A 21,624-nucleotide genomic window follows, 5' to 3' on the forward strand; every position below is an offset into this window, starting at 1 on the left:
GTACGGTCCCCGCTCTCTATCAGTAGTTACAACATTCAGGTCTATTAGAAGACCGTCATGGTCTTAATTGTGCCACAAATTCGCGAATTTGCAACAATCCCCCACTGCGTGTAGCCGGATCATCCAGAAGCGGAATAACCTCCTCCACTTTGCGGACAATGGCGCTGCCTACGACTACACCATCACAAATCCGGGCAAAACGCGCCACCTGGTCGCCCGTCGAGATTCCAAAGCCCACCGCAACCGGAAGGTCTGTCGCCTGACGTACAGATTCAATAAAGTCATCCACACCGGTATGAAAAGAGGATCTCTCCCCTGTTACTCCCAGCGAGGAGACACAGTATATAAATCCGCTGGCGCCGGAAACAATACGCTGAATCCGTTCACTTGAGGTTGGAGCAACAAGCGGAATCAGATTGACACCGGCCTCGCGGCTGCGGCGGCGCATTTCCCCGGATTCTTCTACAGGCAGATCAGGGATAATCAGCCCGCTGATTTCGTGGGTATCCAGCTCGGCAAAAAAGGTATCAAGCCCCATCTGCAATACCGGATTATAATAAGTGAACAGAATGAACGGCAATTTGCTGCCGGCCTGACGGGCTTTTAAAGCCGTCTCCATGCACGTCCGGATATTCACCTGGCCGCGCAGGGCCCGGGCGGAAGCACGCTGGATCACAGGGCCGTCTGCCAGCGGATCGGAATAGGGTACTCCCAGCTCCAGAATGTCTGCGCCAGCCGCCTCCAGCTCTGCAATAATCGCAAGCGTCGTTTCCAGATCGGGATCACCAACCGTAAGAAAAGGGATCAGCGCCGTTCTGCCCTCCTCCTTCAGCTTCCGGAACGTCAGATCCATCCGGTTTGTCGTCTCCGTTGTCATCACTTACCCGCCCCTTCCGTATAGGCCATAATCGACTCCACGTCCTTGTCACCGCGCCCGGACAGGCAGATGACTACGATATCATCCTTGGTGAGGGTCGGGGCAATTTTGGCGACATGGGCAATGGCATGCGAGGACTCCAGCGCCGGAATGATTCCCTCGGTCACGCAAAGCAGCTTCAAGGCATCAAGCGCCTCCGCATCCGTGATCGGTACGTACTGCGCCCGCTCAATATCCTTAAGATAGGAATGCTCCGGTCCGACACCCGGATAGTCCAGACCCGCCGAAATCGAATGTGCTTCCTGTACCTGTCCATGTTCATCCTGCAGCAGATAGCTCATTGATCCCTGGAAGACACCATGGGTTCCTTTGCTCATAGTAGCGGCATGGAACTCGGTGTCCACACCTTTACCCGCGGCCTCAACGCCAATCATTCCTACAGCGGTGTCCTCCATGAACGGATAGAACATTCCGATGGCATTGCTGCCGCCGCCTACCGCTGCTACCAGCAGATCCGGCAGGCGTCCTTCGGCCTCGAGAATCTGACGGCGTGTCTCATCACCGATAATCCGCTGGAAATTGCGGACCATCATCGGATATGGATGGGGACCGACGGCAGAACCAAGCACGTAGAAGGTATCCTCGACATTGCTGACCCAGTAGCGCAGCGCCTCATTCCCAGCATCCTTCAAGGTACGCGAGCCTGAGGTGACCGGAATCACTTCTGCACCCAGCAGCTTCATCCGGAACACATTAAGCGCCTGGCGGCGCGTATCCTCTTCACCCATAAACACTTTACATTCCATGCCCAGCAGCGCTGCAACAGTTGCCGTAGCCACACCATGCTGGCCTGCGCCGGTTTCGGCAATGACCTTTGTTTTGCCCATCATTTTGGCAAGAATGCCCTGGCCGATCGCATTGTTGATTTTGTGCGCCCCCGTATGGTTCAGGTCTTCACGCTTCAGATAGATCTTGGCTTCGCCGAGGTGCTTGCTGAGGCGTTCCGCGTAATAGAGCGGGGTCTCCCGCCCGGAATACTGCTTCAGCAAATAATCTATTTCTTCCTGAAAAGCCGGGTCAGCCGAATACTTGTTGTAAGCCTCCTCCAGCTCAATCAGTGCATTCATCAAGGTTTCGGGAACGAAGCGGCCTCCGAAAGAACCAAAACGTCCGTATTTGTCAGGTACTTGTATCATGATTGCTTCACCCTTTCCACAAAAGCTGTCATTTTGGTAATATCCTTAACGCCGCCGCTCTCCACTCCGCTGGAGACATCCACTCCATCCGGGCTGTAGCTTGACAGCAATCCGCCTACATTGTCCGGATGCAGTCCTCCGGCAACGAATAACGGCAGTCCATATCCGGCAGCAGCCTGCTGATACCCGGGAATCTGTTCCCAGTCAAAAGTAACCCCTGAGCCTCCGCTTGCCTGCGGATCATACGTGTCCAGCAGCACTGCATCTATGCTGCCCGCATAGCTCGCAAGGAGCTGATGACCGTTGTCACTGTCATTCTGACCGCGTCCGGCTACAGAAAGGGCCTTCCACACCTGTACTTCCGGAAAAGCAAGCTTTACTTCGCGGCAGAATTCCGCGCTTTCCCGGCCATGCAGCTGAATCACATCCAGCGGTACAGCGGCGAGCAGCTCGCCGAGCTCAGCCATTTCCGGATTCACAAATACGCCCGCAGCCTTTGGAGCTGCTTCGGTCTCCCAGTCTGCAAGCACACGGATCAGCTCTGCTGCCTGATCCGCATTCACTCTGCGCCGGCTGGGCGCAAAGACGAATCCGATATAATCAACCGGCAACATCTTCATAGATTTTAGCACTTCAACGTCCTGAAGTCCACAGATTTTTACCAGCGTCTCAGCCATGAAGGGCACTGTCCTTTCCCGCAGGTACCGGTCCGAGCAGCTTATTCACTGCCTGCTCCACATCAGGCTGGCGCATCAGATATTCACCAACCAGCACTCCGCATGCCCCTGTTGTTCTCAAATATCCGATATCTGCAGGTCCGGAAATTCCGCTCTCACTGATCACCGGCACCCCTGCAGGAACAAGTGCAGCCAGCTCTGCTGTTGTCGTAAGCGATGTTTCAAAGGTGCGCAGATTGCGGTTGTTGATACCCAGCAGTACACCGGGATGTTCTCCCCGGCCGGTAGCCAGCACAGTGTTCAGTTCGTCTGCGTCATGAACCTCAATCAGAACATCCATACCGAGCGCAGCCGCCAGGTCAGTGTAGGCGGTAATTTGCTCCGGAGTAAGAATGGCTGCAATCAGAAGGATGGCATCCGCCCCCAGTATGCGGGCTTCGTATATTTGTTTTTCGTCAATAATAAAATCCTTGCGCAGCAGCGGAAGCTTTACTGCTTCTCTAACCTGCCGGAGATACGCTCCGCTGCCCTGAAAATAGTCACGGTCCGTCAGAACGGACAGGCAATCTGCGCCTCCGGCTTCATACCCCCTGGCAATCGCAGCAGGATCAAAATCCGCCCGGATCAGTCCTTTCGAAGGCGAAGCCTTCTTCACCTCAGCAATCAGCCCCATTTCCCGGTTCCGGCGCTTTGTCAGTGCATCATGGAATCCCCGGGCTGCAGGCAGTGCAGCAATGATTCGTTCAGCTTCTGCCAGCGAGAAGCTTTGGCCGAGCTCTTCGACTTCTTTTATTTTGGTGGAGACAATTTGTTCAAGATACATAATCAAGCTCCTTCGTCATAACTTTTAACTGCTCCAGCTTCATGAGGGCCTGGCCCGAATCGATAGTAACTCTCGCTTTCTCCACGCCGTCTCTAAGGGTATCAGCAAGACCTGCAACATAGATGCAAGCACCCGCATTGGCCAGTACAATGTCGCGGTAAGGATTCATTTCACCTTGAAGTACACTGGTAATAATCGCCGCATTCTCCGCCGCATCTCCGCCCAGCACATCTTCCAGCGGATGGCTGCTGAGGCCCAGCGATTCCGGTGTCACTTCATAGGTAGTGACCAGTCCGTTCTTAAGTTCGGAGACCTGGGTGGCTGAAGAGATGCTGATCTCATCCAGGCCGTCCAGACTGCTGACGATCATCGCGCGCTTGGAACCCAGCTCTTTTAGCACATGGGCTACCGTTTCCGTTTTGTCACGGTCATATATCCCCATCAGCTGCCGGTCTGCTCCGGCCGGGTTGGTCAGCGGGCCAAGCATATTGAATATCGTCCGGACACCAAGCTCCCGGCGCGGTGCTGCGGCATGCTTCATTGAAGGATGGTAAATTTGCGCGAACAGGAAGCAGATCCCGATGCTGTCCAGACACTGCCGGGCCTGCTCTGCGTTCAGATGAATATTGACTCCAAGTGCCTCCAATACATCCGCACTGCCTGCTCTGCCGCTGGCTGAGCGGTTGCCATGCTTGGCGACACGGACAGAGGCAGCGGAAGAGATGATAGCCGAGGCGGTGGAGATATTAAATTTATGAATTCCGGAGCCCCCGGTACCGCAAGTATCGAGGAGTCTCGTACGTTCAGTAAGTACGGGTGTACCGAAGCCGCGCATCGCTTCCGCGAAGCCGGTAATTTCTTCTACAGTTTCACCTTTGATCCGCAGCGCTGTCAGCAGCGCGCCGATCTGTGCGGCCGATGCCGCACCTTCCATAATCGTCCCCATAATCTCCCGTGCCTGCGAACGGCTAAGGTCTCTGCCTTCAATGAGTCCGGCAATTCCTGATTGTAACAACTGGCTTGCATCCATAGTTTTATTCCTCCTAAAGGTTTGGGTTATGGAGCATTCTCTGCTCTGCTCTTCTCTGCTTAACTTTTAATTAGGGGTGTATTCGTACATGTAATCCTGGTTGATGACCTGCTTCTCCTTTACTTCCACAGGGAACATGGCTTCAGCCATGCGGATGGCCTTCAGCATCCCTTTGGCCTTGTTCATCGTCTCTTCGTATTCCTTCTCCGGAACCGAATCCCAGACAATTCCTGCCCCTGCCTGCACATAAGCCCGGCCTTTGCGGAAAATAATCGTCCGGATTGTAATGCAGGAATCCATATTCCCGGAAAACCCGAGATAACCAATCGCACCGGCGTAAGCGCCTCTTGCTTCCCGTTCCAGCTCGGAGATAATTTCCATTGCCCGCAGCTTTGGCGCACCGGAGACAGTACCGGCCGGCAGGCAGGAGAGGAAAGCATCGAAGAAATCCTTGTTGTCATCCAGAGTACCGGCTACATTCGAGACCATGTGCATGACATGGGAGTATTTTTCAATTTCCATAAAGGAATCGCATTTCACCGTCCCGAACTTTGAAACCCGGCCCAAATCGTTGCGGCCCAGATCCACCAGCATCAGATGTTCCGCCCGTTCCTTCTCATCCTCCAGCAGGTCTGCGGCGAGCTGCCGGTCCTCAGTGTCCGTTGCGCCCCGCGGCCGGGTGCCCGCGATCGGCCGGGTCTCCACCCGGTCTCCGTCCACCTTTACCAGCGCCTCCGGAGAAGTGCCGACGATAATCTCCTCATCCATTTTCAGATAATACATATAGGGTGAAGGATTCAGGGTACGCAGCATCCGGTACACGTGCAGCGGTGATACTTCCGTCTCAATATGCAGACGCTGTGATAATACCACCTGAAAAATGTCCCCGGCCCGGATATATTCCTTGGCCTGCTCTACGTTGCTGATATACTGCTCTTTTGTAACATTCGAGTGTATCTGCCCGAGCTCAATGTCCTGCGGAATACTGCGCCGGTTGACGTTCTCCTTCGGCCCTTCCTTCTGCAGCTCTTCGGCCAGGTTTTCCAGCTTCCGGCTAAGCTCCTCGTAGCCTGCACGGATCTCTGAATCCGTGTCCCCGTCCTTGATGTGCAGGTTACCGACGAGCAGGATCTGCTGCTTCACATGATCGAATACGATGATGCGGTCACAGAACATAAAGCGGATATCGTCCATCCCCAGATCGTCTACAGCATGCGGGGACAGCTTTTCATAATACTGCAGCAGGTCATAACCGAAGAATCCGATGGCCCCGCCGGTAAAAGGAGGCATTCCCTCAAGCTTGGGGCTGCGGTAGGATCTGAGCAGTGCTTTCAGCTCTTCGATCGGCTTGCCCTGAAGCAGCCGCTGTTCCCCGCCGACTTCAGCGCGGATAACACCCTTTTTACCCGAAATCTTCAGAAATGGATCACTTCCGATAAAAGAGTACCGTGCCCATTGAATGCCGCCCTCCACACTTTCCAGCAGAAACGCATGATCCTGCTCCGCAAAACGCTGGAACAAACGGATTGGGGTCTCCATATCGGCCAGCAGCCTTTTTACTACAGGGATTAAATTATATTCCCTCGACAGTGCCACCACTTCGTCGATTCTAGGGTTCGTCATTAGGGATGCCTCCTTGAGATGATTAATTATTGTCCATTGTACACTAAACTGCGATTCTTCCTTTTAGGAATTGTCCGTGACTCCAGAGAATGTTTGGACTTCCGGCCGCTGTTGTCTCAGATTTCTTGATGTGTACCGCTGTTCGCGGTTGAAATCCGGTGACTGCTTATGCTTCCGAAGTGAGCTTTCCTACAGAAAGGTTATAGGCGAACGCTATCGCTCCTACAGTTCCAAACTTCCCCTCCGCCACCCTTCCCTAATGGTTTTTTAAGTTCAATCTGGGAAGATACAAAAAAACCTCTACCGGAGTAGAGGTTATGTTATAAGCAAGTATATGAAAAATTGTTCAGGACCGGCAAATAGACTCCACCCTTGCAGTTAATTTCTTAATTACGGATAGACGGGTAGCGCAAAACAGGTTCCCTGCTATCCTGAAGAAAATAACGCAAAAAAACGGATTGCCTCAACTATAAATCCTGTACTCATCTCAGCTATACTCTACTCAACTAAACTCTGCTTCACTCGGCTAACTACACTATACATGATGACAGCGGTCATTGACAACCCGCAATTTATTTTGGTTACTTGGCCTGTGAGAGATCGGGACGGAGCTTCTGGGCTTCGTTCAGATAGACATGGCGGATATCCCGCTGCGACTTGTCCGTATTGACCTGCACCATCAGACGGATGCACATCGGCAGGCCGCCTTTGACGGGAATCTCCACGGAGCACATCAGCGGCACCAGCTCCCAGCCTTCGATCTCACGGATGGCCCGCGCCGGAAACGTAGCGTCCAGATCCCCGGTCACCGTAATCCACACACTGCAGATATCTTCTGCGATGACATCATTACGCTCGACAATTTCCCGCAGCAGCACCACAGTTTCCCGTAAAATCTCGTTTTCCTCATTTTGTGTAACGGTTGTAGCCCCGCGTATTCCCCGGTTTACCATGGGCTTTCCTCCTTCTTAAGCTGTGCGATTACTTCACGGACGGTGCTCTGCTGCACATCATTAACAATACTTACAGAACCAATTGTATCAGGGACGATAAAGGTCATCCGGCCTTCCTTGAACTTCTTGTCATGCATCATCGCTTCCATCAGCTCATCTTCACTGGTTTCCGCCGGAAGTCTGACCGGCAGTCCGAGGGCTGTAAGCATAGATACCGTATCCTCATAAATCGACGCATCACGGCCCAGCTTGGCAGCCAGAAGTGCCGAACCGGCCATTCCGATGGCAATGGCTTCACCATGCAGGAACACACCATATCCGCCAACGGCTTCTATAGCATGCCCGATGGTGTGTCCCAGGTTCAGGATCGCCCGCTGCCCCTGCTCACGCTCATCATTACCGATAACGGCAGCCTTGATGGCACATCCGCGCTCCAGGGCGTATCCAAGCGCTTCAACATTCAGTTCAAGCAGTTCAGCCGCATGCTCACGGCACCAGTATGCGAACTCCTTATCCAGAATCAGCCCGTGCTTCACGACCTCGGCAAGCCCGGATGAAACCTGGCGCGCCGGGAGTGTAAGCAGCGTGTCGATGTCATAGAGCACCATGGACGGCTGATAGAAAGCTCCGATCATATTCTTGGCCAGCGGATGATTGACGGCCACCTTGCCGCCGACACTGCTGTCATGGGCCAGGATCGTAGTCGGAATCTGCATAAAGCCGATTCCCCGCATATAGGTTGCGGCAACATAACCGGCCAGATCGCCGACTACGCCGCCGCCAAGCGCCAGAACCGCAGAGCTGCGGTCCAGGCCGGCCTGGATAGCCGTTGTAATTACCTCTTCATAGACAGCCAGGGATTTGGAAGCTTCTCCAGCAGGAATGATATGAGTCACCACGGTATAACCGTGTTCCCGCAGGGACGCTTCCAGTACATGCAGATAGCGCGGTGCAACTTCGCTGTCACTGACTACAAGCAGCGGACTGCGGAGCGGAAAACCCGCCTCCAGGCAGCGCTGGCCGACATCCTTCAGCAGCCCGCTTCCAATATAAATCGGATACGAACGTTCACCCAAATCTACTGTAATCTGCCGTACCATTAATAGCTCTCCAGCTGTGCCAGATAGCTGTTGTAGTTGGAGCGGATTTCTTCCATCGAGTCCCCTCCGAATTTATCCAGGAAGGCTTTGGCGATTTCCCAGGCTACTACATTCTCCAGCACGACACAGGCTGCCGGCACAGCACAGGCATCCGAACGTTCAACCTGGGCGGTAAAAGGCTCCTTAGTGTCGATATCCACGCTCTGCAGCGGCTTGTAGAGGGTCGGGATCGGCTTCATTACTCCGCGGACGACAACCGGCATTCCGTTGGTCATTCCGCCTTCAAAACCGCCGAGGCGGTTGCTTGCCCGGTAATATCCTCTGGAAGGCTCGTACATAATCTCATCATGGACCTGTGATCCGCGCAGCTTACCGGCTTCAAATCCGATACCGATCTCGACACCTTTGAAAGCGTTGATCGACATTACAGCTCCGGCGATCGCAGCGTCCAGCTTGCGGTCATACTGCACATAACTGCCCAGACCGACAGGCAGGCCTTCGACGATACATTCGACAATGCCTCCGATCGAGTCGCCTTCCTCCTTGATCTTGTCTATGTAAGCCTCCATCTTCTGTTCTGTCTCTTTGTCTACCACTCGCACAGAAGAAGCCTCAGTCTGCTCTATCAGCTCATCCACAGTAAGCTGATTGGGCGGAGCCTCAATTTCACCGATACGGATGACTTGTCCGGCAATCTTTACGCCGAATGCAGCCAGCAGCTGCCGGGCAACCGCGCCAACCGCAACTCTCGCCGCTGTCTCACGGGCACTCGAACGTTCAAGAACGTTCCGCAGGTCTGTATGGTTATACTTCAATCCGCCGTTCAGATCCGCATGTCCAGGACGGGGACGGTTCACACGCCGCTTCTCTTCATCGCTTCCGGGAATCGGCTCGATATTCATAATGTTTCTCCAGTGGGTCCAGTCCTTGTTCTCTACCACAAGGGCCACAGGAGCTCCCGTAGTATAGCCGTGGCGCACTCCGCCGGCGATCTGTGCCGTATCTTTCTCAATCTGCATCCGCCGTCCGCGGCCGTAGCCCTTCTGACGCCGCTCGAGCTGGAAGTTAAGCTCCTCAAAATTAAGTGTCAAATTGCTGGGCAGTCCTTCAATAATGGCTGTAAGCTGGGGGCCGTGCGTTTCCCCCGCTGTCAAATAGCGTAAACTCATGCTGCGTTCCCCCTTCACACTTTCAAACTGTAAACCGCTAAAATGTTAAATGTCTTTGCTCATTATAGTATAGGGAGTCCTCTTTGACAAGAAAGGGATGCTTCCCTTAAGGCCAGCCTGCGAACCTAAAATAAAAGCGCTGCTCTACTCTAGTGAGTAAAGCAGCGCCTTTCAGCCTCCGGGCAGAATCCCGCCCCCCTAGCTTCCGCTCCTGCGGGCAGGAGGAGTAAACGGCTGTTTGTTCTCCTCCTGCAGCAGCAGGCTGTGCAGCTGCCGCTCTTCGATGCCGAGAATTTGACCGCATTCGCGGACGGTAAGGAAGCCGCGTCTGTAAGCGGCGATAACCTTGCTTTTGTCCATCTGGATAACGACCTTTCGCATGCTTGCTGTATATGTTAACCAGTATCACTTAAAAGGAGCGGATGTATACATTGGACAAAAGCACAAGCCGGCGGCTTATATATTATTTCTTGCGGTAGAAGAAGGTCTCCGTCGATTCAAAGCCGTACTGCCCCGGTGTAAAGATCTGCTCTGTGCTGCCTACGAACAAATATCCGCCCGGGCGCAGGCTGGCCGAAAATTTGTGGTAGAGCTTGTTCTTTGCTTCTTCGGTAAAATAGATCATTACGTTACGGCAGATGATAAGGTCAAAGCCTTCATCGAATTTATCCAGCAGGAGATTCTGCTTGCGGAAATCAATGTTCTTCTTGAGGCCTTCACTGACCTTGAACATCGGCCCCTCCTGAGCGAAATAACGCGCTGCCACATCCTTCGGCACATCCTTCAGGGAGCGCTCCAGATAGAGGCCCTGCTTCGCTTTGGACAATGCGCCGTCATCAATATCCGTAGCCAGGATTCCGGTCTGCGTGAGTATATTCTTGTCAGAAAGAATCATGGCCAGTGTATACGGCTCTTCCCCTGTAGAGCAGGCGGCGCTCCACAGCTTGAGCCTGCGGCCGGAACGCTGCAGATCAGGCAGAATGACATCCCGCAGCACTTCCCAGCGGTTCGGATTGCGCCAGAACTCCGAGACATTAATTGTCATCCGGTCGAGAAACTCATAGAACAATGCCTTGTCCTGCATCATTGCGCTGTAGAAATCACTGAATGAATGATAGCCGTTCTTCATCCGCAGCGTAGTAAGACGCCGCTTCATCTGGGCTTCCTTGTATTGAGACAGGTCTATTCCTGTACTTTGTTTGATCTTGTGAATAAATCCGGTATAATCCGGGTCTGCTGCCACGAGTCCTTCACGTTCAGCCATGGTCTTCCCCTGCCTCCCGCCTGCTGTTACATCCAGGCTTCGATGTCTTTATTATAGTGGGCCAGTTCATCCGGAGCAAAGAAATTGGCAATTTCGCGTTCTGCGCTTTCTGGAGAATCTGATCCGTGAATCAGGTTAAGTGGTGTATGACTGGCAAAATCACCGCGGATGGTTCCGGGTAATGCCTCGCCAACCTTGGTCTTGCCGATCAGGAGACGGGACAGCGCAATAACGTCATCGCCTTCCCATACCATAGCGAACACAGGGCCGGAAGTTATAAATCCTACCAGTTCACCAAAGAAATCCTTGCCTTCATGTTCTGCATAGTGCTTCTTGGCCTGCTCATCCGTAACGGTAATCAGCTTTGCTGCGATGAGTTTGAATCCCTTGTCTTCCAGGCGGGCAACAATACGCCCGATCAGTCCGCGCTGCACTCCGTCCGGCTTGATCATCAGATACGTTCTTTCCATACAGTCACTCTCCATTGTCTATAATAGGATTATAAGAGGCTTCAGAAATCAGAGCTTATATTTCCTGATATTATCAGAAACAATGCCATCTGTGAACGCAAATTATTTATATACTCCCGGAAGCTTAGTAAGCTCTGCCTGTCACAAAATAAGCAATGTCCCGCAGATTGCGTTTGGTCCGGTTGCTGGGAAGCTCGTCCAGCGCAGCCAGCGCTTTATTGATATAACGTGAAGCCAGCTCCTCAGAACGGGCGATTCCATCACCGGAGAGGATCAGATCAATAGCCCTGCCTACACCGGTGTGACCGGCACGGATCAGTGCCAGCTCTTCCAGCAGCGAAGCACGCAGCCGGCCGTCTTCCAGACTGTAGATTACCGGAAGCGTGATATTGCCTTGACGCATATCACTGCCCGGCGGTTTGCCGATTTGTTTCTCCGTCCCGGAAAGATCGAGCAGATCATCACGGATCTGAAATGCCATACCGACATTGTATCCGTAATTGTAGAGCAGGCGGGCCGATTCCGGGTCTGCGTCAGCTGCCAGCGCACCAAGCTGGCAGCTGACGGCAATCAGCAGTGCCGTCTTGCGGCGGATCCGCCGGAGATAATGGCGTACGCTCTGCTCACTGTTGAAGAAATCACGGATCTGCTCCATTTCTCCGATAGACATCTCTACCATTGCTTTGGAGAGAATTTGGTGAATCCGCGGATTGGAGAGCTCCGAGGTCATGACAAGCGCCTTCGCGTAGATATAATCGCCGGTATACATAGCGATCTTATCGCCCCACTTCGCCTTGACAGTAAGCTCGCCGCGCCGCAGCTGTGCATCGTCAATGACATCATCGTGGACGAGTGAAGCGCTGTGGATCAGCTCCAGCGGAATGGCTACCCGCTTCAGCTTCTCCAGATCATATTGCCCGAATTTGCCTCCCATCAGTACAAACACCGGACGCAGACGTTTTCCCCCTGCCTTCAGCAGATGCAGGGATGTCTCTGTCAGCAGGTCATCGTCTCCCTGAACACTGCGGTACAGCTCTTTTTCAATCTGGTCCATATCTTTATTCAGCAAGCCAAACATTTGCATTCGTTTCATTCTTTCACCCGTATCAGCATATTCCGGCTCCAAAGCTCCATCTTCACTTCCTGCGGCAGCAGGCCCATTTGATAGGCATAGCGGAAATAGAGATTCAGACCTTCCTGCTGCCTTTCCCCAAAGTCGTAACACAAATTACGGAAATACCCGTCCCAGTAGGCTGTCGTGCCGCCTATCCCCGTGCGCGCCTCACGGATAATCGGAGCCAGATCCTGCACTCCGCGTCTCTTGCTCTCCATAAAAGCTCCGGCGATCTCCGCAATGGCTTCCGGCATTTCCCGTGCAGCTTCACGGTTCACTGCCCAGACTGCGAAAGTCATGCTGTGCCCGGTCCATTCTTTCCAGAGCCGGCCCAGATCCGTAACGATATAACCACGATCCTGCCACGAGGCCCTGATTGCATTGTCCCCGATCAGAAGACAGGCATCTGTCTGCTCCATCATGCTGTCCAGATCCGGCTCTGCGCTGATATATTCCGGCTTGGCGCCTACTGCCTTTTCCATCAGAATCTTCAGCAGATTGACCGAAGTTGCGGATGTATTGGTCACAGCAATTCTGCCGCTGCCGATCCGGTCAACCGGTGTCCGTGAGAACAGCAGAATGGATTGTACCGGTCCGTCCGCACTGACAGACAGATCAGGAAGCAGGAGCAGCCGGTCGCTGGCCGCAGCATATGCGAAAGACGATAAAGCGCCTACATGGATGCTGCCCTCTGCCATCCCCTGATTAAGAATGGCAGGCACTTCACTTACCATCTCTGCAGGAAAACTCAATGTAGAGGGGTAGAAATTGTGAAATACCGGCCATGAGTTGGTATAGCTGATTTTACCTATCACCGTATGCATGGTTCATTCCCCCCATCTGCGAAATAAGCTGTGTTCAATATTAAAGCTGTCCAGCACCTTGCCCACCATGAAGTTAATCATGTCGTCCATGCTGCTCGGGCCGAAATAAAAGGCCGGCATGGCCGGAATCATCCTGACTCCAAGGCGGGACAGCTTCAGCATATTTTCCAGGTGGATGGCATGCAGCGGTGTCTCCCGGGGAACGAGTACCAGCGGACGCCCTTCCTTCATCATGACATCTGCAGCCCTTGTCATCAAGTTGTCGGAGCTTCCGTTCGCCACAGCAGCAAGCGTCCCCATAGAGCAGGGCATAATGATCATCCCTTCAGTCCGGAAGGATCCGCTCGCAATCGACGCACCGATATCCCCTACAGGGTGATAAATGAGAGAACCGGGATAGCCTTTGAACTGCTCGTTCAAAAAGCCCTCCCGGTCTGAGGCGGCAAAACCCAGCTCTTCTTTAAAGACGCGCCAGCCCGCATTGCTTACAACTAAATGAACCGTATATCCCATATCAAGCAGGGTTTCTGTCAGACGAACGCCATAGACAGCTCCGCTTGCTCCGGTAATTCCTACGACGAAATTTTTAGGTCTGAGCTTATTCATCAGCGGAATTGCACCACCAGGTCAATCAGAGTAAAGGAAAACACCACAATGCTGAGCACACCGTTCATCGTGAAAAAGGCAGTCTGCAGGCGGCTTAAATCATTTGCAGAAACAATGTGATGCTCATAAAAAAGAATGATATAAGCAATGATCATGCCCGCGGCATACCACCAGCTCAGATCAGCCATAAAGAGGAGCGACACGAACCCGATGCCGGTAAGCAGATGGAACACCTTGGCAATGGTCAGCGCACGCGCGACACCAAAACGGACAGGGATGGAGTACAGACCTTCCTTGGTGTCAAAATCAACATCCTGGCAGGAGTAAATCACGTCAAAGCCTGCTGTCCAGAACACAATTGTGAAATAGAAGATCATCGCTGTCAGGTCAACATTGCCCGTAACAGCAACCCAGCCCCCCAGCGGAGCCAGGGCAATGGTGAGGCCAAGAATCAGATGGCATGCCCAGGTAAAGCGCTTGGTAAAGGAGTATAAAACAAGAAGAAAAACTGCGATCGGCAGCAGCTTGGCCGACAAGGGATTAAGGTTGAACGCCGCCCAGAATAACAGGAAGAATGATACCGCAATAAATACTACAACTTCTCCGACCTTCAGCAGACCCGCCGGAATCGCTCTTCCTGCAGTCCGCGGATTTTTGGCATCACTGATCCGGTCAATCAGCCGGTTCAGTCCCATGGCCGCACTGCGGGCACCGAACATCGCGATTACGATCCAGCCGATCTGGGCCCAGGAAGGCAGGCTGCCGGACATGACAACCGAACCCAGCAGTGCGCCCATAAAAGCGAAGGGTAATGCAAAAACAGTATGTTCAAACTTGATCATTTGCAGAAAAATACCGACTTTTTTAAACATTTCAATTCTCCTTGAGCCCAATATGTAATGCTGCTATGCCTCCGGTCAAGGGGAAGGATTCCACTTTTTTCAGTCCGGTGTCACGAAAAATCGCTTCAAGCTGCACTCTGTCCGGGAACAGGGCCAGCGATTCAGGCAGCCACTTGTACTGCTCGTATCTTTTGGCAAAAAGTTTGCCCATAAGCGGCAGGATGCGCTGAAAATAAAAATAATAAACGCCCTTGAACGGCTGCTTCATCGGCTTGGACAGCTCCAGGCAGACAACCATGCCTCCAGGCTTTACCACCCTTTTCATTTCGTTAAGGACCTGGACAGGATCAGGAACATTGCGCAGCCCGAAGCCTATTGTTGCATAATCAAAGGAATTATCGCCAAAAGGCAGTTCCATGGCATTCCCCTGCACCAGCGTGATGCGGTCCTGAAGGTTGCGCGCCTCGACCTTGCTGCGTCCGACCTCAAGCATTCCTGCACTGAAATCAAGCCCCATTACATTGCCGGTCCCGCTCGCTTCAGCCAGGGCAATGCTCCAGTCACAGGTGCCGCAGCACAGGTCAACCGCCGAGTCGCCCTTTTTCATGTTCATCTTGCGCATGGTAAACTTTCTCCACGCTTTGTGGCGGCGGAAGCTTAGAATATCGTTCATCAGATCATATTTGCCGGCAATGCTCTCGAATACGGAATGAACGAATTGCTCCTTGGGCTTAACGCTCTTGTCGCCCATAACAGTTGTTTTGTCTATAGTCATGTACTACCCCTCCACGGCTGCTTGTCCGGAAATTTTCATTTGTAAAAGGAAACGGTCAAGCGCAGCGTTCAGCTCGCCTTTCAAATGCTCGTCCTTAATGCCCTGCAGCAGTCCCTCAATGGATTGAAGCGAAGCATGCAGCTTGTCGGTCAGCAGAGAGTCGCATTTATACTTCAGCTTGAGCTTCTTCCAGTCCTTCACATCAAGATTCCGGTCAAGGAGCAGCTTTCTTTCGTCCTCCGCCGCCGATTCAAGCAGCTTCCAGTAGCAATACCCTTCCCGGGCTCCTGCCGGATCATTGCTGCGCCGCAGCTCCAGGAACACAGTCTCGCAGTGGCTGAATTCCGCCAGCAGCTTCTGCCACAAATCGGCAAGCGGAGCTTCTATCATGGGAGTAAAAGAAAGAAACAGCCGCATATTGAGCTGTACCGTGTGCCGCAGGTATTGTTCAGCGGAGAGCAGCATCCCCGTCATTTTGCTGTAAAGTCCGGCCTTCATTACATTGAACTCGGCAATGGCCGTACTTAAGATGCCGATCATTTCAATCTGCCCGCTTCTGGCAAGCAGACGGTAAAACCAGCTGCTGAAGTAGTCGCCGGCCAGCACCTTAAGCTGTCTTGAACGCATAGCATCTCCCCCCGGCTGCTCAGAAGAGCGGTCAATGCTCTCATGCGTATCCAGGGCAAGCTGCACAAGTCCTGTTACCAGTGTGTAAAGTTCTCCATTGCGGTCCCCGTCAGGAGTGCCATGGTTAAGAAAAATATATAACAAATGACCACGCCCATCAGAAAACGGCGGTAATTCCGTATGCCGCTGTATCATGTCGTAGTCGGTATATGGTTTAGCTAGTTGCGGTATGCGGTACGGTTTCATTTCAGCCTCCGGAGCCATTGACGTTATGACAATATCTTTGTTCACAATCTTGTCTATTATATCACATGTTTTTTTGTCACGCACGATGGGGCGTCCTAGTTTCTTTTACCCATATCAGGGATAAATGAACTGCTTCTTCCACAGCTCGCTTTCACTGATGCGGAAGCCGGTCTTCAGCCTGTCAGACAGCGGCACATTCCCCGCCGTCTGAAGTGCGTAGAGCAGCTGCGGAGGCCATTCCCCGCGCCGGATATCCCCGGCAAGCAGCAGCCTGCGGCTGTCCAGCCATTTGTCCTCGGCCACGATGCGCAGCAGCAGCTGCTCTACATTGCCAGTCTCCTGAAAAGCAAAAGAAATGGCCGAGGCCATGTTCCGGTAAAGCTCCCGGGGTTCATGATCATTGCCGGTCACCTTCAGATCAAGCGACAGCAGCCCGTTGTCCCAGCCGACACTGTCAACAGTTAAGGTAAAGGGAATGCTGTTTATCATATCCACCAGATTGTCGTCCCCGAGCACACTGGCGGAGGTCCCGAAGGTTTCCACAGCGCCATGCTGCGGCAGGGAGGATGCCAGGCCAGCCAGCTGAGGCAGAATTACGGCGGACGCCGCAGTCACGAGCATTACAGTTCCGATCAGCCAGCCCCTGTTCATACGCTTCCCCCTTAACCATAATTTCCGCACGGAATTACCCTTATACGATATCTTTGGTTGCCCTATATTTAGTTATATTTTGAAAAAAGCAGGCTATGCCTGCTTTTCAGCTTTCACTTTCCAGTTGTCCGTGCTTGCTCCAAATTTCTGCTTTACCGCGGATCTTCATGGCTGAGGTATGATCGGTGAATTGGGCGATCAGCACTTCACCCTTGTCCAGCTTCTCGGTATGGTGAAACCGGGTATCGAGCCCTCTGGTGAGCCCGATGACCTGAACGCCGTTCTCCTTGGCCTTCACTACGATATACTCGCTGCCGGACGGTGCGGGGCTGCCGCCGTTATTCTTCTCGGTCATATTAGAACCTCCTAAAATATTGTTGTGCGAAAGCATCCACTATATGCAAAAACAAATGCCGCCTTGAAGGGCGGCATGTTGTACATCGGAAATGCTATAGGATCTATGTAGAAATCTCTATTTGATTCCGTCTTTAAGAGCTTTACCGGGTTTGAAAGCCGGTACCTTGCTCGAAGGAATTTCGATTTCTTCACCAGTTTGCGGGTTGCGGCCTTTACGTGCGGAACGTTCGCGCACTTCAAAGTTTCCGAATCCAACCAGCTGTACTTTATCTCCGTTTTGCAGAGCACCAGTGATCGCTTCGAAAACGGCATCTACCGCTTTAGTAGCATCTTTCTTGGGAAGTTCAGTTGCTTCTGTAACCACGTTGATCAAATCTGATTTATTCATGTTTTCTCACCTCCCTGATCAAAGTTCCGGTATCATACACTGTTTCCGTTTCAACGCAAAATATACGTGATAATCCCGTTTATACTAGATATCAGCACTCTTCATCCTTCAAGCGCAACAAACTTATAGTAATACAGCCCACTCATAATTTCAAGGCGTTACTCAAAAAAGGAGCAGAAAGTAGTATTTTCACTGCCCGAAAGCCTCCGCAAAGCACCCTATTAAAACACATAATTCCTTTTAATTTACAAAAAAAGAAGAGAGCAGGATAGTCCCGCCCTCATCTTCATCAGACACTTATTTTATTTTACAGAATGATTGCTATCAGACCGCCGGAGCCCTCATTGATAATCCGCCCAAGTGTTTCCTGCAGCTTGTAGCGGGCATTATCCGGCATCATGGCGATTTTGCCCTGAATTCCTTCGCGTACAATGGAATGCAGCGAGCGTCCGAAGATATCCGATTCCCAAATTTTGATCGGATCATTCTCAAAGTCCTGCATCAGGTAGCGGACCAGCTCTTCACTCTGCTTCTCCGTACCGATGATCGGTGAGAATTCGGATTCAACATCCACCCGGATCATATGAATCGAAGGTGCCGTCGCCTTCAGGCGCACCCCGAAACGCGTACCCTGGCGGATCAGCTCCGGCTCATCCAGCGCCATTTCGGCAAGGGAAGGAGCAGCGATGCCGTAACCCGTCGTTTTGACCATCTCAAGCGCTTCCGAGAAGCGGTCGTATTCACGTTTGGCATGCGAGAAATCCTGCATCAGCTGCAGCAGATGATCCTTGCCGCGGATCTCCACACCGACAACCTCCATCAGAACCTGGTCGTATAGTTCTTCCGGCGCATACAGATCAATCTCCGCCACACCTTGACCCATGTTCATACCGCTGAGCCCGGCTCTTTCAATAAAATCATATTCGGTAAACTGGGCGACCAGACGGTCAACATCACGCAGGCGGCGGATGTCCTTCACTGTATCGCGGACAGAATTCTCATAGCTGCTGCGCAGCCAGTGATTCTCTCCAAGCACCATCACCCAGCTCGGGAGATTTACATTTACTTCATGGACCGGAAACTCGTAGAGCACCTCACGGAGTACTCCGGTTACATCCTCTTCCGTCATATTGGCGGCGCTGAGAGTCATCACCGGGATGTCGTATTTCAACGCCAGCTCACTGCGGAGCTGCTGCGCTTCCTCGCTGCGCGGCCGGGTAGAGTTGATCACCAGCACGAACGGCTTGCCGACCTCTTTCAGTTCAGCGATGACGCGCTCTTCGGAGTCTATATACGAGTAACGCGGAATTTCTGCAATCGTACCGTCTGTAGTCACAACCACACCCAGTGTGGAATGCTCCTGTATCACCTTGCGCGTACCGATTTCTGCCGCTTCCTGGAAAGGAATCGGTTCCTCAAACCATGGTGTGGAGATCATGCGCGGACCGTTTTCATCCTCATAACCCTTTGCGCCCTCCACAGCGTAGCCTACACAGTCTACCAGCCGGACGTTGACCTCCAGGCCTTCTGCAACCTTGATCTGCACCGCGTTATTCGGAACAAATTTAGGTTCTGTAGTCATGATGGTTTTGCCTGCCGCGCTTTGCGGAAGCTCGTCAACAGCTCTGACACGGTCAGCTTCACTCGTGATGTTCGGCAAGACGATGGTCTCCATAAAGCGTTTGATAAATGTTGACTTTCCCGTGCGAACCGCGCCGACGACGCCAAGATAAATATCTCCGCCGGTACGCTCGGCAATGTCCTTGAAAATATCCACTTTTTCCAAAAGAGATCCCCTCCTCATATACTTCCGAAGAAAAAATGCCTGAAGAGCATCGACTTCGCGTTCCGCCGGCTGATCTGACCCTTGCAGGACATCCACCGGACTTGGCCTTGCCCGCCCGAAGCAAAAGCCGCTGCTGCCTAAGGGCGGAACATCTTGCCCCGCGCTGAACTTTGAATGCTCGGACATGCATTTGGACTAGTATCATCATATGTATCCGGAACGGAATTATGACAGCAGGCTGCACATTTTGATTGGTAATTTCCTAGAATCAGGACCGGAAGTCTTCTCATCAATCCTATGCGGGAGATGCAGCAGGAATTACCACCGGGCAAAAAAATAGCACCGTCAGGCAGAAACGCTGCCTTCCGGTACTGTTAAACAGGGTATATTCAATTGAGAAAGGAGGAAGTTGTTACGGAAGAACAGGCACGGGAACAGGATGGCCATCCTTCCATTCATAGGGGAGTGATTTTACAGGTACATAGTAAGAAGCCTGCTCCAGTTCAAGGCGCAGATCCCTGCCGGGCTCAGGAGTGCTGCCCTCCCTGTTGATTGCTGACATGATATCGATGCTGTAATCAACATAGACATTGCCGTCCTTGTCCATAAGGAACTCCAGCGGCTGTCCGGAATAGACGCTGTTCAGTGTTATGGAACCCGTCCCGGCTTTTTGGGAATCTATGGCTGATAAACCAGGGTACAGTTCTTCTCCTGCAGGAAGTTCACCGCCATGTGCTGATTTATACCGGTTCACCTGGCGCTGGACATCATTGACTTTCTGGACGGTAACAAGATCCATGAGCTTGACCGTAGGATCACTTTCTTCGTCCAGAATTAGAAAATGGGCGCTCCCTCCCTTTTGGAATGCTGCCGCCGGAACTTCATCCAGATACCCTTTTTGCCGCAGCAGTTCGAGGTCAATGACGAATTTTTCATAACGCGGCGTTGATTCTTCGCTATTAAGGATCGGCAGCAGTTCTTCCTCCTGCTGATAGGCATCTACCGCAGCCTGAACCCGCTTCACGCTCTCGCCGTAATTCCTCCCTCCCTGCTTCTGCTCTCCGGGATACATGCAGCCCGAGAGAATACATAACAGCAGGGTGATGCCCATAAGCTGTCCGGCACTTCTCCAGTAGCTTGTCCCTTGCCTTGTACTCCTCACCAGCTCCGCCTCCATCCTTCTTCCGGTATTAGAATGAGGTCCTCCCTGTACTACCAGAGCTCCTCCGCCTCACCGCGCCGCGCAGCCTCCAGCCTGCGCCGCACAGCCGCCTTGAGCGGGTCTTCAGGAACGCTGACGGTCAAATTATTCAGGACGGCAGTCTGGCAGGCCAGGCGCGTCCCTGATTCCAGCATACTGCCAAGCTTGCGGCGTTCATTGTCCCCCGGAGGTCTAACTGCCCCGGCAAATTCCTTGTCTACATTCACTTTGCACATCAGGCAGCCTGCTTTGCCGCCGCACCGGGTAGGCAGAACAACCCCGGCCTTGCGGGCAGCCTCCAGCAGCGAAATCCCCTGCGGTACTACAGCTTTGCGGCCGTCCGGCTGGAAAATAACAGTTAATCCTTTTTGCGGTTTCATGTACAGCTTCCTTCCTGTTCTCTGTTTGCTGAAGATACGTCCAGCAGTCTGTTCAGCTGGCCGTATAAATTGTTATCCAGCCTGTTATCCTCACACAAACGCTGCAGCAGCTGAAGATGTACCGGCAGCTCAGCTTTCATACAAGCGGCAATCATGCTGCTCCTGTCGGTCCTGCCGCGCAGCAGGTTGAATATCAGCTCATGAGCCAGCGGCATTAAGCGCAGCAGGCCAACTCCGGTGTGATCGTTCAAGGGGGCATACTGCTGCAGCTTGTGAACATCTACACGGTACCGCTGTGAGCCGCAGCCGATTTCAAAACCGCATACCAGCTCCACCTGCGTCTTCCCGATCAGATAGCGGCTGCGCAGCGAGAAGCACCCGCCGCTGTAGTCCTCTTCCGGCCCTTTATCCACGGCATAGTCTTTTAACGCATCATGAAGGATTTGCGCATCCTCCAGATCACCGTAAAGATCAATATCCCGGGGTACGGAGTTTAGCTTCACACCATGCAGCATCAGCCCGCAGCTTCCTCCCAGCAGCCACACAGGCGGCTGATCCAGCCAATTAAAGCACAGCAACTCCGTTATTTGGCCAAGCGCCTTTTCCAGTATGTACGGCTTCCCGTTTCCTGTCATTCAGTCACGC

Annotated in this window: 25 protein-coding genes; all 25 read right to left on the reverse strand. The window is 52.7% G+C overall.

Features of this window, described 5'->3' with window-relative positions:
- Positions 1-55: 55 nt before the first annotated feature.
- Positions 56-877 (reverse strand): tryptophan synthase subunit alpha, encoded by an 822-nt coding sequence (gene trpA / locus C2I18_RS01855; RefSeq protein WP_249899599.1) that lies wholly within the window; start codon positions 875-877, stop codon positions 56-58.
- On the reverse strand, positions 877-2,073 hold the full coding sequence (gene trpB, locus C2I18_RS01860) for a tryptophan synthase subunit beta (protein WP_249899600.1): 1,197 nt from the start codon (positions 2,071-2,073) through the stop codon (positions 877-879). The genes trpA and trpB overlap by 1 nt, the downstream gene beginning before the upstream one ends.
- A complete protein-coding gene (locus C2I18_RS01865) occupies positions 2,070-2,750 on the reverse strand; it encodes a phosphoribosylanthranilate isomerase (RefSeq protein WP_249899601.1) in 681 nt (226 codons plus the stop codon). Before C2I18_RS01865 ends, trpB begins: the two co-directional genes overlap by 4 nt.
- Complete coding sequence (gene trpC / locus C2I18_RS01870; protein ID WP_249899602.1) at positions 2,743-3,573, reverse strand: indole-3-glycerol phosphate synthase TrpC; 831 nt, start codon at positions 3,571-3,573, stop codon at positions 2,743-2,745. Before trpC ends, C2I18_RS01865 begins: the two co-directional genes overlap by 8 nt.
- Positions 3,563-4,603: an anthranilate phosphoribosyltransferase gene (gene trpD, locus C2I18_RS01875; protein ID WP_249899603.1), complete on the reverse strand. Its 1,041-nt coding sequence runs from the start codon at positions 4,601-4,603 to the stop codon at positions 3,563-3,565. The genes trpC and trpD overlap by 11 nt, the downstream gene beginning before the upstream one ends.
- 66 nt (positions 4,604-4,669) lie before the next feature.
- Positions 4,670-6,226, reverse strand: coding sequence for an anthranilate synthase component I (gene trpE, locus C2I18_RS01880; protein WP_249899604.1), 1,557 nt, complete (start codon positions 6,224-6,226; stop codon positions 4,670-4,672).
- Positions 6,227-6,807: 581 nt separating this feature from the next.
- Positions 6,808-7,179 carry a chorismate mutase gene (gene aroH / locus C2I18_RS01885; RefSeq protein ID WP_249899605.1) on the reverse strand — a complete coding sequence of 124 codons (372 nt, stop codon included), beginning with the start codon at positions 7,177-7,179 and terminating at the stop codon, positions 6,808-6,810.
- The gene (gene aroB / locus C2I18_RS01890) at positions 7,173-8,279 is read right to left on the reverse strand and encodes a 3-dehydroquinate synthase (protein ID WP_249899606.1); all 1,107 of its coding nucleotides are present in this window, start codon (positions 8,277-8,279) and stop codon (positions 7,173-7,175) included. The genes aroH and aroB overlap by 7 nt, the downstream gene beginning before the upstream one ends.
- Positions 8,279-9,448, reverse strand: coding sequence for a chorismate synthase (gene aroC, locus C2I18_RS01895; protein WP_249899607.1), 1,170 nt, complete (start codon positions 9,446-9,448; stop codon positions 8,279-8,281). The genes aroB and aroC overlap by 1 nt, the downstream gene beginning before the upstream one ends.
- A 198-nt stretch (positions 9,449-9,646) precedes the next feature.
- Positions 9,647-9,829: a hypothetical protein gene (locus C2I18_RS01900; protein ID WP_249902324.1), complete on the reverse strand. Its 183-nt coding sequence runs from the start codon at positions 9,827-9,829 to the stop codon at positions 9,647-9,649.
- A gap of 82 nt (positions 9,830-9,911) precedes the next feature.
- Complete coding sequence (locus C2I18_RS01905) at positions 9,912-10,712, reverse strand: CheR family methyltransferase (RefSeq protein ID WP_249899608.1); 801 nt, start codon at positions 10,710-10,712, stop codon at positions 9,912-9,914.
- Between the two features lie 26 nt (positions 10,713-10,738).
- Positions 10,739-11,182 (reverse strand): nucleoside-diphosphate kinase, encoded by a 444-nt coding sequence (gene ndk, locus C2I18_RS01910; protein ID WP_249899609.1) that lies wholly within the window; start codon positions 11,180-11,182, stop codon positions 10,739-10,741.
- 124 nt (positions 11,183-11,306) lie between these two features.
- Positions 11,307-12,275, reverse strand: coding sequence for a polyprenyl synthetase family protein (locus C2I18_RS01915; RefSeq protein WP_249899610.1), 969 nt, complete (start codon positions 12,273-12,275; stop codon positions 11,307-11,309).
- Positions 12,272-13,120 carry a menaquinone biosynthetic enzyme MqnA/MqnD family protein gene (locus C2I18_RS01920; RefSeq protein ID WP_249899611.1) on the reverse strand — a complete coding sequence of 283 codons (849 nt, stop codon included), beginning with the start codon at positions 13,118-13,120 and terminating at the stop codon, positions 12,272-12,274. The genes C2I18_RS01915 and C2I18_RS01920 overlap by 4 nt, the downstream gene beginning before the upstream one ends.
- 3 nt (positions 13,121-13,123) lie before the next feature.
- On the reverse strand, positions 13,124-13,726 hold the full coding sequence (locus tag C2I18_RS01925; protein WP_249899612.1) for a UbiX family flavin prenyltransferase: 603 nt from the start codon (positions 13,724-13,726) through the stop codon (positions 13,124-13,126).
- Positions 13,726-14,598, reverse strand: coding sequence for a UbiA-like polyprenyltransferase (locus C2I18_RS01930; protein ID WP_249899613.1), 873 nt, complete (start codon positions 14,596-14,598; stop codon positions 13,726-13,728). Before C2I18_RS01930 ends, C2I18_RS01925 begins: the two co-directional genes overlap by 1 nt.
- A 1-nt stretch (position 14,599) precedes the next feature.
- Positions 14,600-15,319, reverse strand: a complete 720-nt coding sequence (locus tag C2I18_RS01935) for a demethylmenaquinone methyltransferase (protein ID WP_481857971.1) — start codon at positions 15,317-15,319, stop codon at positions 14,600-14,602.
- Between the two features lie 27 nt (positions 15,320-15,346).
- Positions 15,347-16,114, reverse strand: coding sequence for a heptaprenyl diphosphate synthase component 1 (locus C2I18_RS01940; RefSeq protein ID WP_249899615.1), 768 nt, complete (start codon positions 16,112-16,114; stop codon positions 15,347-15,349).
- Between the two features lie 216 nt (positions 16,115-16,330).
- Positions 16,331-16,867 carry a hypothetical protein gene (locus C2I18_RS01945; protein WP_249899616.1) on the reverse strand — a complete coding sequence of 179 codons (537 nt, stop codon included), beginning with the start codon at positions 16,865-16,867 and terminating at the stop codon, positions 16,331-16,333.
- A 106-nt stretch (positions 16,868-16,973) separates the two neighbouring features.
- Complete coding sequence (mtrB, locus tag C2I18_RS01950) at positions 16,974-17,222, reverse strand: trp RNA-binding attenuation protein MtrB (protein ID WP_249899617.1); 249 nt, start codon at positions 17,220-17,222, stop codon at positions 16,974-16,976.
- Positions 17,223-17,339: 117 nt separating this feature from the next.
- Entirely contained in the window at positions 17,340-17,612 is a 273-nt protein-coding gene (locus C2I18_RS01955; RefSeq protein ID WP_020427702.1) for an HU family DNA-binding protein, read from the reverse strand.
- A gap of 307 nt (positions 17,613-17,919) precedes the next feature.
- The gene (gene spoIVA, locus C2I18_RS01960) at positions 17,920-19,398 is read right to left on the reverse strand and encodes a stage IV sporulation protein A (RefSeq protein ID WP_249899618.1); all 1,479 of its coding nucleotides are present in this window, start codon (positions 19,396-19,398) and stop codon (positions 17,920-17,922) included.
- 412 nt (positions 19,399-19,810) lie between these two features.
- The gene (locus tag C2I18_RS01965; protein WP_249899619.1) at positions 19,811-20,560 is read right to left on the reverse strand and encodes a DUF3939 domain-containing protein; all 750 of its coding nucleotides are present in this window, start codon (positions 20,558-20,560) and stop codon (positions 19,811-19,813) included.
- Positions 20,561-20,610: 50 nt separating this feature from the next.
- Positions 20,611-20,979 carry a 2Fe-2S iron-sulfur cluster-binding protein gene (locus tag C2I18_RS01970; protein WP_249899620.1) on the reverse strand — a complete coding sequence of 123 codons (369 nt, stop codon included), beginning with the start codon at positions 20,977-20,979 and terminating at the stop codon, positions 20,611-20,613.
- Positions 20,976-21,614, reverse strand: coding sequence for a hypothetical protein (locus C2I18_RS01975; RefSeq protein WP_249899621.1), 639 nt, complete (start codon positions 21,612-21,614; stop codon positions 20,976-20,978). Before C2I18_RS01975 ends, C2I18_RS01970 begins: the two co-directional genes overlap by 4 nt.
- Between the last annotated feature and the right edge of the window lie 10 nt (positions 21,615-21,624).

The organism is Paenibacillus sp. PK3_47 (assembly GCF_023520895.1).
GTDB lineage: Bacteria > Bacillota > Bacilli > Paenibacillales > Paenibacillaceae > Paenibacillus_AQ.